This window comes from Chitinophaga sp. W3I9, assembly GCF_050434025.1.
Classification (GTDB): domain Bacteria; phylum Bacteroidota; class Bacteroidia; order Chitinophagales; family Chitinophagaceae; genus Chitinophaga.
The window spans coordinates 7,249,373-7,264,279 of sequence record NZ_JBNPWC010000001.1; the positions used below are offsets into that span (position 1 = coordinate 7,249,373).

Annotated in this window: 15 protein-coding genes; 1 reads left to right on the plus strand and 14 read right to left on the minus strand. The window is 46.6% G+C overall.

Features of this window, described 5'->3' with window-relative positions; genetic code table 11:
- Nucleotide 1: 1 nt before the first annotated feature.
- From QFZ51_RS29330 to QFZ51_RS29395, 14 genes are all read right to left on the minus strand, one after another.
- Nucleotides 2–1,147, minus strand: coding sequence for a beta-ketoacyl-[acyl-carrier-protein] synthase family protein (locus tag QFZ51_RS29330; RefSeq protein WP_429050993.1), 1,146 nt, complete (start codon nucleotides 1,145–1,147; stop codon nucleotides 2–4).
- Between the two features lie 12 nt (nucleotides 1,148–1,159).
- A complete protein-coding gene (locus QFZ51_RS29335) occupies nucleotides 1,160–1,579 on the minus strand; it encodes an acyl-CoA thioesterase (RefSeq protein WP_079470537.1) in 420 nt (139 codons plus the stop codon).
- Between the two features lie 3 nt (nucleotides 1,580–1,582).
- Nucleotides 1,583–2,338: a hypothetical protein gene (locus QFZ51_RS29340; RefSeq protein WP_429050996.1), complete on the minus strand. Its 756-nt coding sequence runs from the start codon at nucleotides 2,336–2,338 to the stop codon at nucleotides 1,583–1,585.
- Between the two features lie 6 nt (nucleotides 2,339–2,344).
- Nucleotides 2,345–2,770, minus strand: a complete 426-nt coding sequence (locus QFZ51_RS29345; RefSeq protein WP_429050998.1) for a 3-hydroxyacyl-ACP dehydratase — start codon at nucleotides 2,768–2,770, stop codon at nucleotides 2,345–2,347.
- 75 nt (nucleotides 2,771–2,845) lie between these two features.
- Nucleotides 2,846–3,721, minus strand: coding sequence for a lipid A biosynthesis acyltransferase (locus QFZ51_RS29350; protein WP_429050999.1), 876 nt, complete (start codon nucleotides 3,719–3,721; stop codon nucleotides 2,846–2,848).
- A complete protein-coding gene (locus QFZ51_RS29355) occupies nucleotides 3,721–3,978 on the minus strand; it encodes a phosphopantetheine-binding protein (RefSeq protein WP_370912293.1) in 258 nt (85 codons plus the stop codon). Before QFZ51_RS29355 ends, QFZ51_RS29350 begins: the two co-directional genes overlap by 1 nt.
- Nucleotides 3,979–4,073: 95 nt before the next feature.
- Nucleotides 4,074–5,300, minus strand: a complete 1,227-nt coding sequence (locus QFZ51_RS29360; protein ID WP_429051001.1) for a beta-ketoacyl-[acyl-carrier-protein] synthase family protein — start codon at nucleotides 5,298–5,300, stop codon at nucleotides 4,074–4,076.
- Between the two features lie 49 nt (nucleotides 5,301–5,349).
- Nucleotides 5,350–6,078, minus strand: a complete 729-nt coding sequence (gene fabG, locus QFZ51_RS29365) for a 3-oxoacyl-ACP reductase FabG (protein WP_429051002.1) — start codon at nucleotides 6,076–6,078, stop codon at nucleotides 5,350–5,352.
- A 48-nt stretch (nucleotides 6,079–6,126) separates the two neighbouring features.
- The gene (locus QFZ51_RS29370) at nucleotides 6,127–7,662 is read right to left on the minus strand and encodes an HAL/PAL/TAL family ammonia-lyase (protein ID WP_370912290.1); all 1,536 of its coding nucleotides are present in this window, start codon (nucleotides 7,660–7,662) and stop codon (nucleotides 6,127–6,129) included.
- Nucleotides 7,663–7,808: 146 nt separating this feature from the next.
- Nucleotides 7,809–9,098, minus strand: a complete 1,290-nt coding sequence (locus tag QFZ51_RS29375) for a hemolysin family protein (RefSeq protein ID WP_370912289.1) — start codon at nucleotides 9,096–9,098, stop codon at nucleotides 7,809–7,811.
- A gap of 23 nt (nucleotides 9,099–9,121) precedes the next feature.
- Nucleotides 9,122–9,853, minus strand: a complete 732-nt coding sequence (locus tag QFZ51_RS29380; RefSeq protein ID WP_429051004.1) for a ZIP family metal transporter — start codon at nucleotides 9,851–9,853, stop codon at nucleotides 9,122–9,124.
- Entirely contained in the window at nucleotides 9,850–10,428 is a 579-nt protein-coding gene (locus tag QFZ51_RS29385) for a phosphatase PAP2 family protein (protein WP_429051006.1), read from the minus strand. Before QFZ51_RS29385 ends, QFZ51_RS29380 begins: the two co-directional genes overlap by 4 nt.
- A gap of 2 nt (nucleotides 10,429–10,430) precedes the next feature.
- Nucleotides 10,431–11,174, minus strand: coding sequence for a class I SAM-dependent methyltransferase (locus QFZ51_RS29390; protein WP_429051007.1), 744 nt, complete (start codon nucleotides 11,172–11,174; stop codon nucleotides 10,431–10,433).
- A gap of 31 nt (nucleotides 11,175–11,205) precedes the next feature.
- Nucleotides 11,206–13,224 (minus strand): LTA synthase family protein, encoded by a 2,019-nt coding sequence (locus QFZ51_RS29395; protein ID WP_429051009.1) that lies wholly within the window; start codon nucleotides 13,222–13,224, stop codon nucleotides 11,206–11,208.
- A gap of 166 nt (nucleotides 13,225–13,390) precedes the next feature.
- Here QFZ51_RS29395 and glmM point away from each other — a divergent pair, with 166 nt between their 5' ends.
- The gene (gene glmM, locus QFZ51_RS29400; protein WP_429051011.1) at nucleotides 13,391–14,773 is read left to right on the plus strand and encodes a phosphoglucosamine mutase; all 1,383 of its coding nucleotides are present in this window, start codon (nucleotides 13,391–13,393) and stop codon (nucleotides 14,771–14,773) included.
- Nucleotides 14,774–14,907 lie beyond the last annotated feature (134 nt).

Consider the following 14,907-nt stretch of genomic DNA (forward strand, 5'->3'; position numbering starts at 1 on the left):
TTTAGCTGTTAAGATTAAAAACCATCGCTGCATTGCATCCACCGAAACCTGATACTGTTTTCAGGAAGTGGCGGGATGTTTTTTGCAGCAGGGTATTATGAACATTCACCGGCATACTTACACCGGGTATTTCAAATCCTTTTGTTGGCAATACCACACCGGCTTTCATGGCCTGCATGCTGATGATTGCTTCAATGAGCCCGGCGGCGCCCAGCGTATGACCGTAGTAGCCCTTCAGGCTGTTCACTGGTACTGCTGCCAGGCCTGCGTGGTGCAGCGCCTTCGCCTCCATTTCATCGTTGTACAGCGTGGCAGTGCCATGCGCCGATACAAAACCGATGTCGGCAGCGGTTAGTCCGCTGCCATTTACCGCGAGCTGCATTACTGCCGCCAGTTCTTCGCCGGTACGGGAAGGACCGGAAATATGATTGGCGTCGTTGCTGATAGCGCCTGCACCCAATGAAAAGAGCGCATTCCCTTTCTCCCTGCTGAGGATCACGGTGGCCGCGCCTTCTCCGAGTGTAACACCTGTTCTGTTGGCATCGAATGGTTTACAGGGAACGGCGCTTACCGCCTGGAACGACTGAAACCCCGATAACACAAAGCGGGTGAGCACATCTGCGCCGGCCACCACTATATGGTCATAACGTCCCGATTCAATGAGCCGTTTGCCGGTTAAAATGGCTACCAGTCCGGAAATACAGGCACTGCTAATCACCAGCGGTTCATTAGCGGCGTTAAAATGGGCCGCCAGCTTCTTTGCGGTGGTGTACAGCTGCATGTTGGCCAGCGGCGGTACGGCGCCTTCGGGTTGCTGCTCCAGTAATTCAATATTTCCTTTTGTAGTGGAAACAATGAAGCCGGTACGTGTATCCGTAAGCGTAACAGCAGTTTGCTGCAGGGCCGATTGTATGGAGGCAACCAGCAGCCGCTCAAACCGCGTATATCCTTTTACGTTAGTGTTTGCCGTAAAGGCATCCAGTAGCGCCGGCGTTGTGATGGCGCCATAAAACGGAGCAGCGGCATAGGCAGCATTGTTGTGCTGCGCTATGCCACTGTTGCCAGATAACACCTGGTCAAAATTTTCCCGGGTAGTACTGCCAAGAGGCCCCACAATATTATCTGCTACTACATACACCTGTTGCATAGTACCCTTTGGTTATACCAGTCCGTGCTTCTTTTTCCATTCACTGAAAAAAGGAGGAGCAATCAATTGCAGGGAAGAAGTTTCCTTGTCCAGGAATACCTGTACGGAAGAACCCTTTGCTACTATTTCCCCTGTGGCGGGATTGGTAAGGATGTATTCAAATTTTATTTTTGCTGCCAGGTCGTCCACATACCTTGTTTCTACTATTACCCTGTCGCCGTAGCGCAAAGAGCGTTTGTAATCACATTGTACATTTACTACCGGCACGGTGAATCCTTCTTCAAAAATATCCAGGTATCTGAGCCCATATTTTTCTCCGAAAGCTTCCCTGCCATCTTCAAAATACCGCACATAATGCCCGTGCCATACTATTCCCAGCGGATCTGCTTCATTAAATCTTATCAGTATGTTGGTGCATTCAGTGAGTATCATAATTTATCCTTTCTTCTTTGGTTTCTTTGTTGCGGGTGTTGTACCGGCAGCTTTAGTTTCCTTCTTTGCTGCTGGCGCCTGCACTACCGGTTTTGGTTCCTCCGGATCTTTGGCGTCAGCATATTTGGTTTTCAGTTTGCTGTAATCATCATTGATCTCTTCCAACGCGCTTTTAATGGTAGCCAGCCAGTAGTTGCGCCATGCGAAGCTCCATTTCTGGCCTTTACCCACATAACGTTCTGTGAGCAGTACATTTTTCCGGTCCATATCTACTATGGCCAGCCACATAGACGCACTTTTGCTGGTTTTGCTCATACCTTCCATTACCAGCATTACGCCAATTCCGTGTTTTCCGGAAAAATCATACGATTTCACCACTTTGGTGATGTCTTCCGGTTTAAGACGTTCAAAGTCGGAAGATTCGTCGGATTTCAGCGCATCTTTATTGATGGCTTCATTGCGTTTGTTCACCAAACCAATACTGGTATTGTATTTATCGCGGTGAAATGCGCCTGGTACATCGTACTTCTTTTGTTCGTTCACAATTACCTGGTTCAGGGCAGTAAACTCGTGGTCTACGATCGCATCTGTTTTGGCAGCGGCGTCACCTATCAGTTTAGCCTGTGTAAAATCCACGCCCAGCCAGGTAAAGCTCGAATCTTTGTTGTCCAGGAAGTTCTTCAGTGTCTGAGCATTTGCTGTCATAGCCATCATGCTCAACATCAGCAACGGAAGTGCAATTAATTTTCTGCAGTTCATGTGTGATTAAATTTGGGGATTGATGAATATTTTCATTTCACATTGTGCCATCAGGCGGCCGTCAAACATTACTTTGCCGGTTACCATAGTGGCGTTAAACACTTCACCGCCGATTTCGGTGGTCGTTTCTATCATTTGTCCTGCCGGCGGCAGCTCCAGTATTTCCAGGTCTTTCACCGCGCCAATAAATCCCAGGGGAACGGGTGTATTTTGTTGTTTGGCGATATAGCCGATGCGGGCAGCGGCGGTTTGTGCAATATTCTCCATCAGGCCGGGCGCCGTAAGCACTCCATTCTCCACAAAAATATTATCAGGTGCGATATGAAGACCGGTGCGGGTGATGGGGCCATCTACTGCCAGAATACCACTGATCATTACAATGGGGGTACGCTGGGGAATATAGGCGGTGATATCGTCTGAATGAATAAACATCTGCACAAGTTATTATTAAATATGAAACACGAAATAAATAGAATTATACGAAATTATGAACAGTAAAAACACGCATTATTCCCAAAAATCGTAATAATTGAACCATTGCACCGGGTAACGGTATACTTTTTCTTCCACATGATGCACAAAATCCTGCAGGGCGGTTTCTACTCCCTGGTTACGCCGGCCGTGGTACTGACGGGGCTCGGTCGCAAAAAAATGATAGTGGGCAGACGATTCCTTAAAGGCGAATACCACGGAAACCGGCACCCGGAAGGTGGCGGCTAACAGGAAAGGACCCAGCGGGAAACGGGCGTCCTGTCCTAAAAAAGGGACTGTTACAGTTTTATTACCGGGCAGAAACCTGTCGGCATGCATACACACCAGTTCTTTATTACTCAATGCTTCATTGATAGCATAAATGTGCGACAGGTCGTCTTTGATCACGATAACATTCATATTCCGGTCGCCCGTAATACCAGACAGGTAATCTTTGATCCGCTGGTGTTCGCCATCGAACATCACGATATTAATACGGGTTTGCAGGCGCTTAAACAAATGACCTGCCACTTCCCAGTTACCCACATGTGCGCTCAGCAGGATACCGCCTTTGCCACCGGCAATCATTTCACGTAAATGATGTTCTCCCTCAAACTCAAAGGTGAATTTATTGGACATATCTGCCATTACCACCACCTTATCGATCAGTGTTTGACCAAATACGTAATAATTCCGGTATAAACTGAGCAATGCGCGCGCCCTGCTATAACCAATTTTTTTACGGAGATAATGATAGACAGGTTTTGAGGAACTCCAGGAAAATGCAAAAAAATAGAAGGCTACAAATCTCAGCAACATATACGCAGGCACCACCCCTCCATGCTTCAACAGGAAAACAAAACAACTATATCCGAACTTACTCCCTTTAGATTTTCCTTGCCAGGAGGGCATTATACCAGTTCTTTTTGTTGTACACGAGTGGCTACATAATTGTAGAAATCCTGGAAAGTAACAATAGCCTGGAATTCTTCGGGATTTACTTTAAATCCGAAGTTATCTTCTATTACTACCACCATATCGATATAATCCAAACTATCCAGATCCAGTGTGGATTTCATGTTTGCTTCCGGTGTGATGGCCGCGGGGTTTGCTTCAAACTCCTCTACCAGAAACTTATTCGTAACAGTTATTATCTCTCTAATGTCCATAAAGTGTGAAATCAGATATAGGTCGGTTTAAAAATTGTGTTTACGTAGTCTATTGGTCAGCTAATCCTATTCCGAGCGCCCAAAGTTAAGGATATTTATTTTCCATTCCACCCCCTTACTACCAGGGACGAATTTGTTCCTCCAAAGCCAAAAGAATTCGACAAAAATATATTAAAATTTTTATTAATTGTACTGGTTACAATATTTAGCCTCGCGGCATCATCATCGGGGTTATCCAGGTTGATATTGGGGGCAATAAAGCCGTGCTGCATCATCAGCATGGAATACACAATTTCACTGGCGCCCGCCATCCAGCATTCATGGCCGGTCATGGACTTCGTAGAGCTTACGTACGGGCGCGAACCGCCAAATACTTCATGAATCGCTTTGGCCTCGCTGGCATCGCCGGCGGCGGTAGATGTAGCGTGCGCGTTGATATATTCTATATCTCCCGGCTGTAACCCTGCATCCTGCAGGGCTATCTGCAGGGATCTTACAGGTCCGTCTACAGTAGGATTGGAAATATGCGCGCCATTGGAGGAAAAACCATATCCCAGCACTTCACCTAAAATAGTGGCGCCCCTGCGCTGCGCAGATTCAAGGCTTTCCAGGATCACGGTGGCAGCACCACCACTGGGTACCAGTCCATCCCGGTCGCGGTCAAATGGCCGGGAAGCCCTGGTAGGATCGCTTTCCCTCACCGAAAAAGCGGCAATGGCATCAAAATTACCCATGGCATACACATTCACTTCCTGTGCCCCGCCGCAGATCACAGCGTCCTGCATACCGTTGCGGATAAACATATACCCAAGCCCGATGGCATGTGAACCACTCGCGCAAGCTGCACTTACAGTGAAATTCACGCCCCTGAGCTTAAAAATAGTAGCCAGGTTCATATTTACCGTGGAGTTCATGGTCTGGAAAACAGATCCTGAACCCACCAGCATCGTATCTTTTTTAGCCCGCATTATGTCATTGGCTTCTACCACCGGTTTTGCGGAGCTGTCGTTACCATATAAAAGTCCTATAGGTGTGGAGTCGATATATTCAGGTGTCATGCCTGCCTGTGCAAGGGCTTCCCGGGTGGCCATATAGGCAAATTCCGCCTGTTCAGGCATCATAAGCCTGGCCCGGCGATCCAGCAATCCTTTGAGTTCAGGTCTTTCTATATACCCGGTTAAACCGGAACGGTAACCAAATGTCTTTCTTTCAGGATCCAGTACAATACCGGATTTGCCCTGATACAATGAATCTTTCACTTCCTGCATGTCCTTTCCGATGCAGGAATAAATTCCCATCCCAGTGATCACTACTCTGTTCATAGCTCTTAGCTTTTAGCGGTTAGCCTATAGCCCAGTAATATTGACGTTATTAAGTGTGCAGCCCCCCATTGATGTTCAAAATTTCTCCGGTAATATAACCTGCCGACCTGGAAGCCAGGAAGGCCACTGCATCTGCCACCTCTTCGGCTGTGCCAAAACGGTTCATGGGAACCTGCGCTGCCAGCTCCTTTTCATTCAGTTCAGCCGTCATATCTGTTTTAATAAAACCCGGCGCAACGGCGTTCACCGTTACCCCTCTTTTGGCTACTTCCTGTGCCAGCGCCTTTGTAGCGCCTATTACCCCTGCTTTGGCGGCAGAATAATTGGTTTGTCCGGGTAAACCTTTAATACCGGACAGCGATACCATATTGATGATACGCCCGTAACGTTTCAGCAACATGCCATTCAGCACCTGCTTGGTTACGTTAAAAAATCCATTCAAACTGATATTGAGTACATTACTCCATTGCGCCTCATTCATCCAGAACATCAGGGAATCTTCCCGGATACCTGCATTATTCACCAGCACTTCTATCTGTTGATCTTTATTATTTTCCACCCAGCCTCCCAATACCTGTTGCACTTCGGCGGCATCGCCTACGTTAAATGGTATCAGTTCACCGGTACTGCCTTTTGCCTTCACTGCTTCCAGCGTTTCCAGTGCTGCTGCCTCATTTCCCTTGTAGTTGATCAGCACATGATAACCTGCTTCGGCCATCTTAATACATACTGCCCTTCCTATTCCCCTTGACCCTCCTGTTACTAATGCACATTTCATGAATTACAAATTACGAATGACGAATGACGGCTAACCACAATTATCTGATCAGAACTGGATCGGCATATTCTTTACCAGGTAAGCTTTAATTTGCTGAAGATCTTTATAGCGCGGGCTGTCCTCAATAAATTTAGGGAAAATTGCTCTCACTTCCTGGTATACTTTGTGTGAAAATCCCGCCAAACGGTCCTGGCAATTCAGATAATCCACCGCCTGTAACACTGTCATTACCTGTATAGCCAATACCTGGAAAGTATTTTCTATTACCTTGCTGGTCATAACAGCCGCATTGGTTCCCATACTCACAATATCCTGGTTATCGTTGTTGTTCGGAATACTGTGTACGTACATCGGGAACGACAATGTCTGGTTTTCCGCCACGGTGGAGGTTGCCGTAAATTGCACTCCCTGCATTCCAAAATTAAAGCCAAGTTTACCGAGGTTCATAAACGGCGGAAACTTGTGATTCAGCTTATCATTCAGCAGGTAGTTGAGTTGTCTTTCTGCCAGCATCGACAATTTGGTGATGGCTATCTTGATTTTATCCATTTCCAGGGAGACATAATCGCCGTGGAAATTTCCGCCGTGAAAAACGTTTTCCAGGTGATGATCCACTACAGGATTATCACTCACGGAATTCAGCTCCTGTACCACCAGCTTCTCTGCCTGTGCAAGGGTATCGTAAACAGGCCCCAGTATCTGCGGTACGCAGCGCAGGGAATAATATTCCTGTACTTTATCTTTAAAAATTTCTTCTTCCAGTTCTTTATAGAGATGATCAGGGCGATGGCGCACCATTTTGCTGCCAGTAAGGATCTCCCGCATTTTTGCGGCAATCTGCTGCTGGCCTTCATGCTTTTTCACGGCATTCAGTTCGGCCGACAGGTGATCGTCGAATGCTTCTACTATTTCATTGATCATGGCAGATAATACCACCGACCATCCCAGCAGCTTCTTCGCTTCAATGAGGTTTACCAGCCCGATACCCGTCATGGCGGAAGTGCCATTTATAATGGCCAGTCCCTCCCTCACATGGATGCCTATAGGTTTCAGGTTCAGTTTAGCAAAAACATCTGCCGTAGGCTGATATTTATCTTCATACCAAACCTCTCCTTCCCCGATCAGTACCAGCGCCAGGTGGGCCAGCTGTACCAGGTCGCCGCTGGCACCTACGCCTCCATGCTCAAACACACAAGGATATACGTTTTTGTTGATCAGGTCTTTTAAAAGATGTACCACTTCCGGGTGAATACCGGAATGCGCCTGCATAAAGCTGCTCAAACGGGCGATCATCAGGGCTTTGGTATGCAACGGCGACATGCAGTTGCCGGCGCCGGAGCTATGGCTGCGGATCAGGTTATACTGCAACTGGAAAGTATCTTCATCACTGATGCGGTATTGGGCCATCGGACCAAAACCAGTGTTGATACCGTAGATCAGTTTCTTTGCCGAAAATTTCTCGAGGAATAAAAAACTAGCTTCCACCTGCTGCAAAGCCGCTGCTTCCAATGTCAGCTCTTCCCCGCCCAAAAGGACCCTGTACACTTCTTCCAGAGACAGTGCCTTACTTCCTATTGCAACCATTTTATCTTAAATTAAATTATTTGTATATGTAAAAAAGTGCTCAAAATTAGCATAAAGCTAGATTTATCCAAATAAATAACAATCCCATTCAACGAATTACGGGTAATTACGCATGCGGTTTTTACTTATCAGGGAAGGGAGCAAGCTTATTCTTCTTCGTTTGTTGTTGGCGGTGTAACCAGTACTTTGTCGATACGATGCGCATCCATGTCCACTATTTCAAAGGTAAAATCTCTCCAGGAGAACTTCTCTCCCGTTTGAGGAATGTGTTCCAGGTGATGCAGGATAAACCCTGCCAGCGTATCAAAATCCTGCTCAAATTCGGTCATCCAGTCTTCTTTATCAAATTCTTCCAGGAAATCATAAAACGGGATCTGGGCATCTACCAGCCAGGTCCCATCTTCCCGGAGCACCATTTCATAGTCGTCGCTTTCAGCTGTTTCCGGCATATCGCCCACTATGGCTTCCAGGATATCATTCAATGTAATCATTCCCAGGAAGGTACCATATTCATCTACAATAAAAGCGGCGTGCAGGTGCGTTTCCTTAAATTTCTCCAACACCTGGTAAGCGGTATTATTTTCCGGCACAAACAACGGCTTACGGATAATTTCTGTAAGCGGGGTCGACTGGCCCGCTACCGAATACAGGTCTTTGATGGTAATTAATCCCTTAATACTGTCTATCTGCCCGTCACACACGGGATATACCGAATGCAGGCTGTCGAGGATCGTTTGCCGGTAGGTGGCCGGTTCATCGTTGATATCCAGCCAGGTAATATCATTACGGTAAGTCATGAGCGACGTGATATTACGGTCGCCCAGGTGGAATACCCTTTCTATGATCTCCTGTTCTGTTTCTTCAATGGCGCCGGAACTGGTACCCTCATTAATAATGGCTTTGATCTCTTCTTCCGTAACATGGGGTTCACCGGATTTGAGATTTAACAATTTTATCAGTGCCGCAGAAGAAGCGGTTAATAACCAGATAAAAGGAAAAGTAAGCCAGGAAAGCACCTGCATGGGCTTCGCCATAAACTTGGCGATCGCTTCCGGTTTGGCCAGCCCGATACGTTTCGGAACCAGTTCTCCCAATACCATAGAAAAATAAGTGATCACCACTACAATGAGAATAGTGGCCACCACACTGCTGTAAGGCTGTATGGCCGGAAAGGTATTGAGCCAGGCCATCACATCAGTTTTGATGTTCTCGCCTGAATAAATACCCGTTAAGATGCCGATCAGCGTAATACCGATTTGCACGGTAGAAAGAAAGGTGTCCGGATTGTTGGCAAGCTTTAAAGCTGCCTTTGCTTTTTCATCCCCTTTATTGGCCTGGTTCTCCAATCGGATCTTCCGGGCCGAGACCAACGCTATCTCCGACATCGAGAACAGGCCGTTCAATAAAATAAGGATGAGGATAATGACGACTTCCATATATAAAGCCTAAAAATAAAAAATTATTCAAATATCAGGGTTAGAAATGCCAGAAGCAAGCCTACGGCTATTGCCAGCACTTTCTTCCTGCTGAGTTCATGATGTTTTGTACCACTTTCGTAAAAGATAGTAGTGGAAATGTGCAGAAATGCACCCACCACCAGCGCTACCACGTATAAAAAGTAATGTTGTATCACTTCAAATCGGCTTCCCAGCCAACCCGCCAGTACTGCGGCCAGCGGCGTTACCAGCGCAAAAATGATCAGGATCCGCCAGAGATCCGCCCTTTTCTTATGGGCATGCATCATCACGGTAATAAGCGTTAATGCCTCCGGGATTTTATGAGCAGCAACGCCCGCCATCAGTGAAGGCAGCGCAGAATGATCATTATATTTAAAGCCCAGCGGCAACCCTTCCATGAACGCATGGATGGAAAGCCCCAGCAAAAGCGGGGGAACCGCAATATGATGGTGATGCTCCTGCGGCATATGGGTATGGCCATGTTCCATTCCATGCGAAAGCTGCTGCAGGAATACCTGCAGGAAAAATCCCAACACAATATAAACACCCGCCTGGTGACCCAGCGCCTCGTACACTTCCGGCAGCAGGTGCATAATGATCACGCCGAAAAGAAAAGCCCCCGTAAAAGCGAGCAGGTAAATGGAAAAGTTGGCATTGACGCGTTTTACTGTCATGGGAATCATCCCACCAGCAATGGTTGCAGCCAGTATTAGTATCAGATAGTTCCAGTTCATGATGCGAGTTCAGACTCCAGTCTTATGCGGCGTTGAAAAAAACTGCCGCTCAGCAGTCCGATTAAAATACCCAGTACCGCACCTCCTGCCACATCGAGCGGATAGTGCACCCCTACGTATACCTGAGCATAGGCAATAGCAGCCGCCCATGCAAAGAATAACCAGGCGTACCGGTGAAATGCCTGTTTTAAAGTTATGAAACAAAATGTAGCCAGTGCAAAATGATTGGCGGCATGATTAGAAGTAAAACTTCCACTCATAGGACAATACACCACCAATACCCGGGCGTAATGCGACACCAGCGGATCACGGCAGGGCCGCACCCTTCCGATCGCGCTTTTCAGGTACAAGCTGCTCTGATCTGCCACGCCAAAGCACAGCAGGAAAAATAATATCCAGAAAAGGCCTTTCCAGCCATAGTTAATAGTTACAAACAGCCCCAGGAACAGGTACAGCGGCGCCCAAACAAAAGGCTCCCTTAAAAAAGGCAGCACCACATCCAGGAACCCGTTATACCATTGACCATTAATATGAAAGAAGAGCCGGAGATCCCCGCGGAGTATCGATTCAAGCATGGCTATGATTTTGTGGCGATGATGATCAGTCGTGGCGAACGTTGTTCATCATAGCTGTTAAAGTGATAGTCGCCGAATATTTCTGTTATTTTGAGTCCCTGTTTGGCAAACATGACCTCAAACTCCTGCCTGGTAAAGGCATTCACGCTTTCTGTGTAAGTAGCGCGGCGCATTTTTTCCTTATCCAGGATACTGATTTGCTTCATAAATTTATGCGCCTTCAGTTCCCGGCGGATATCAAATACCACATTGTCCTTTTCCTTTACTTCATCATTCACCAGGTGGGCAGCTACATAATTACTGTTCAGGTAGTCCAGCACCAGTTTACCACCCGGCTTCAACGCATTTTTGAGTGTACGCAATGCGTTGTCATTATCGCGCTGCGATTCAAAGTAGCCAAAGCTGGTAAAGAAATTAAACACCACATCGAAGTAGTTTACCCAGAAAGGTAAGCGCATGTCATGCTGAAAAAAGCTCAGGTGATTATTTTCCAGCTTTCTTGCCACATTAATACTTTCGATAGAAAGATCGATCCCGGTTACATAATAACCTTTATCTGCCAGGTATTTGGCGTGCCGTCCCCTTCCACAGGCTACATCCAGCATTTCCGCATCCGGCGCCGGTTGCAGATAGGTGAGTAACTTATCAATAAATGCCGCGGCTTCCCTGTCATCCCGGTTGTTGTACAACAGGTGATAATAAGGAGAATTAAACCAATCTTTAAACCATAGTTTATCTACTTCCATATTTTGTGCAGCTATAGGCAGAAACTAACAGCTATTTTTTATTATTAAACATCAAATATCGGGTGCTTTCGTAAAAGCCACGTGTTAAATTATCGAGGCTTTTCGCTGTATCCGGCTGCTGGGCACGGATATTCTTCAACGGGTCGCCCTTCAGATCATACAGAGCAGCAGCATCCGTAACCAGGTTGATTTCGTACAGGTAACGATCGCCCAATGTAGCGTAAAAAGGCATCTGATTACGCAGGTAGGTCATGAACACATATTTATCGTTTACCCGGGTGCTGTCAAACAGGTCTACGCCCAATGTATAATTTTTATATGGCATTCCCACCAGTTTTGCCACGGTAGGATACACATCCAGTAAGCTTCCCGGCGTATTAACCTGTTGCGGCGCCAGGTGCTTCGGACTGTACATAAATGCGGTTACATGCACGCCGCCGGTGGATAACTCATACTCCGGCAACGGCATAAAACTATATGGATTGAGCACACAGTTATGATCACCGAAAAATACAAAAATGGTGTTATCAAGATAGCCATCTTTGCGCGCCATATCAATAAGGTGCCCTACGTTATAATCTTCATACCTCAACGCATTGAACTGATCCACCGACACAAAGCCCGATTGTTTAAACTTTTTCATATCGAGGTCTTTCTCCGTCAGCTTCTTAAAATCGCCGGAGCCGCTGGTGGTGGTATACGGCGGGTGGTTATCTGCCAGCTGGAGGAACGCTACAAAAGGTTTCTTCTTATCATTATCTTCTTTAAAAATACCACTGGCCTCCGTGATGAGGTCGTAATCGGAAATACCCCATACATCGGCCTTTCCTGATTTGTACATCCCCTCTTCATAGATGCGGATACCTTCCACGTTATTGGTAAATACCGCGCGGATATTGGCCCAGTTGGTATTTCCGCCAAGCAGGTACAGTTTGTCGTATCCTTTGAACTGGTCCATCACAATACGTTGATCCAGCATTTTAGGATGACGGCTCGCTGTTTTTACCGCGGTAATGTCCGGTAAACCGGTGTGCACACCAAATACTGTTTTGGCGGTGCTGATAGCCGGCACATAAAAATTCTTAAACAGGATACCGCTGTCTGCCAGGCGCTGCATATGAGGCGTAGCCTGCATGGGATTTCCATACATACTGGTTACCGCCGCACCGGTAGATTCCAGCATCACCAATACTACATTGAGCCTGGGCTTGCTGCTATCGCCGGCAACGGTACGAACATAATTGAGATTATTAACATCCGTGGAATCCACTTTCAGGTAGGAAGCCAGGTAAGGATAATATTTTTTGGTGGCTTCCAGGTTGTAAGTATCTCCTTTTACGGAGAAGTTGGAAGCGAAATACAGGATGGGATTGAGTCCCAGGCTGGTTACGCCGTTATCACGGGTAAACATGGCCTGGCTCCAGCGCAGCGGGAAATAAGCGATATTCCCATAGATGCCGGCGGCAAACAGCAGCACCATCCCTATAACGTAGCCGGTAAAGGGCCAGTTACGCAGGTAAGTAACCGGCTGGGCGGCAAATTTTTTCCAGGTAGCCTTTTGCAAACGGTATACAAGGAACATGAACACCACAATTCCCAGGGCGCCCCGCACTACGGGGTAACTTTGCCATACCATCCTGGCATTGTCGGCCCGCTCCCCCTTTGCCAGGAACCTCAGTACAGAAGGATCTAGACGTTGTCCGAGATAGTCGTAATGACCCAGGTCAAGAATATATAAAAGCGTAAGTAACAGGTAAATAAGGAAAAAATAGATAAAACTGGTATTACGTATAGCCCTGGAGGTAAAAAATTTATTCCGGGTAATCAGCGTTAATAACAAGATGGGGATCATGAGGTAAAGTGCCAGCCGGAGATCAAATCTTAGTCCCAGGTTCCAGGCTTTGAGTATCGCTGCATGCTCTGTAATGGTTGTTTTAAAGAAAAACAGGTAAAATATAGCCCTGAACATCACCATTAACAGGAAGAGGTAAAGCGTTTGAACAAACACATAACGAATATACCGGGGTATATTCTTCCACGAGTATTGCATGTAACGTATAGCTGTTTTTTGAAAAGCGTAGCTGCAAATATAGTGAAAAGTGATGGCGGAAAATTGAAAAACAGGAATGACAGCAGCGTATTCGTGGTCATCTTTTCATAATTAGGATTTCTGGAATGGATTTTTTTATATTTGCCTTCCTTTAAAATTGAATCTTGTGGCACTGATCAAATCGATATCCGGCATACGCGGAACCATAGGCGGTAAGCCCGGCGAGGGGCTTTCTCCATTAGACGTGGTGAAATTTACTGCTGCCTACGGCACCTGGCTGAGCCGGCAAACAGACAACCGTAAGGTGGTAATAGGCCGTGATGGCCGTATTTCCGGCGAAATGGTAAAAAACCTGGTAGTATCCACCCTCAACGGGCTGGGGATTGATGTGATAGACCTCGGTTTATCCACCACCCCTACCGTGGAACTGGCGGTAACGATGGAAAATGCCGCAGGCGGTATTATTCTCACTGCCAGCCATAACCCCAGAGAATGGAACGCCCTGAAGCTGCTGAACAGCAAAGGCGAGTTCATTTCCGGTGAAGATGGTGCACAGTTGCTGGAAATAGCCGAACAGGAAGACTTTAATTTTGCAGATGTAAATAAGCTCGGCTCCTACACCGTCGACGATTCCTATCTGCAGAAACATATCGACCTGATCGTGAACTACCCATTGGTGGATGTGCCTGCCATTAAAGCACGTAACTTCAAAATTGTGGTGGATGCGGTAAATTCTACCGGCGCTATCTTTGTTCCACCTTTGCTGAAAGCATTGGGTGTGGAGGAAGTAGAAGTGCTGTTTGCAGAAGTAAACGGCAAATTCAGCCACAATCCGGAACCGCTGGCAGAAAACCTGACCGCTCTTTCCAATGAGGTAAATAAATCCAATGCCGACCTCGGCATTGCCGTTGATCCGGATGTAGACCGCTTATGCTTTGTTTGTGAAGATGGAAGCATGTTCGGCGAAGAATACACGCTGGTGGCTGTAGCCGATTACGTGTTAAGCAAAAGAAAAGGTAACACCGTTTCCAATATGTCTTCCACACAGGCGTTGAAAGACGTCACCCTGAAGCATGGTGGTGAATACACTCCCTCTGCAGTAGGTGAAGTGAATGTGGTAAAGAAAATGAAAGACACCAACGCGGTGATCGGCGGAGAAGGTAATGGCGGCATCATTGTGCCTGACCTGCACTACGGCCGCGATGCCCTGATCGGTATCGGGCTTTTCCTGAGCCACCTGGCGCACAGCAAAAAAAGCATCAAAGCTTTACGCAACAGCTATCCCGACTATTTCATCTCCAAAAATAAAATAGAGCTGGATAAAGGTGTGGATGTAAAAACTATCTTCGAAAAAATCAAGGTAAAGTATAAAAACCAGCCTTTAAATACCGAAGACGGATTGAAAATAGAGTTCGACAAAGACTGGGTACACTTGCGCACTTCCAATACAGAACCCATCATCCGTATATACGCCGAAAGCCAGAATGAAACTACGGCAGACAATATCGCCAAAAGGATCATGCAGGACATTAAAGAGTTTATGCACTAAATCGCCTTCGGCGGTGCGGATTTTGTCTTTCTCGCTGATTACGCTGATTTTACTGATTAGCTGGATTTTTACTTTTGGATTTTATAAAGGATTAAGGGAGATAGAAGCGGATATTCGCTCTTATCTCCCTTAAT

Coding starts and splice junctions, on each gene's coding strand:
- QFZ51_RS29330 (WP_429050993.1), bottom strand. CDS start 1,147: ATGCAACAGGTGTATGTAGTAGCAGATAATATTGTGGGGCCTCTTGGC.
- QFZ51_RS29335 (WP_079470537.1), bottom strand. CDS start 1,579: ATGATACTCACTGAATGCACCAACATACTGATAAGATTTAATGAAGCA.
- QFZ51_RS29340 (WP_429050996.1), bottom strand. CDS start 2,338: ATGAACTGCAGAAAATTAATTGCACTTCCGTTGCTGATGTTGAGCATG.
- QFZ51_RS29345 (WP_429050998.1), bottom strand. CDS start 2,770: ATGTTTATTCATTCAGACGATATCACCGCCTATATTCCCCAGCGTACC.
- QFZ51_RS29350 (WP_429050999.1), bottom strand. CDS start 3,721: ATGCCCTCCTGGCAAGGAAAATCTAAAGGGAGTAAGTTCGGATATAGT.
- QFZ51_RS29355 (WP_370912293.1), bottom strand. CDS start 3,978: ATGGACATTAGAGAGATAATAACTGTTACGAATAAGTTTCTGGTAGAG.
- QFZ51_RS29360 (WP_429051001.1), bottom strand. CDS start 5,300: ATGAACAGAGTAGTGATCACTGGGATGGGAATTTATTCCTGCATCGGA.
- fabG (WP_429051002.1), bottom strand. CDS start 6,078: ATGAAATGTGCATTAGTAACAGGAGGGTCAAGGGGAATAGGAAGGGCA.
- QFZ51_RS29370 (WP_370912290.1), bottom strand. CDS start 7,662: ATGGTTGCAATAGGAAGTAAGGCACTGTCTCTGGAAGAAGTGTACAGG.
- QFZ51_RS29375 (WP_370912289.1), bottom strand. CDS start 9,098: ATGGAAGTCGTCATTATCCTCATCCTTATTTTATTGAACGGCCTGTTC.
- QFZ51_RS29380 (WP_429051004.1), bottom strand. CDS start 9,853: ATGAACTGGAACTATCTGATACTAATACTGGCTGCAACCATTGCTGGT.
- QFZ51_RS29385 (WP_429051006.1), bottom strand. CDS start 10,428: ATGCTTGAATCGATACTCCGCGGGGATCTCCGGCTCTTCTTTCATATT.
- QFZ51_RS29390 (WP_429051007.1), bottom strand. CDS start 11,174: ATGGAAGTAGATAAACTATGGTTTAAAGATTGGTTTAATTCTCCTTAT.
- QFZ51_RS29395 (WP_429051009.1), bottom strand. CDS start 13,224: ATGCAATACTCGTGGAAGAATATACCCCGGTATATTCGTTATGTGTTT.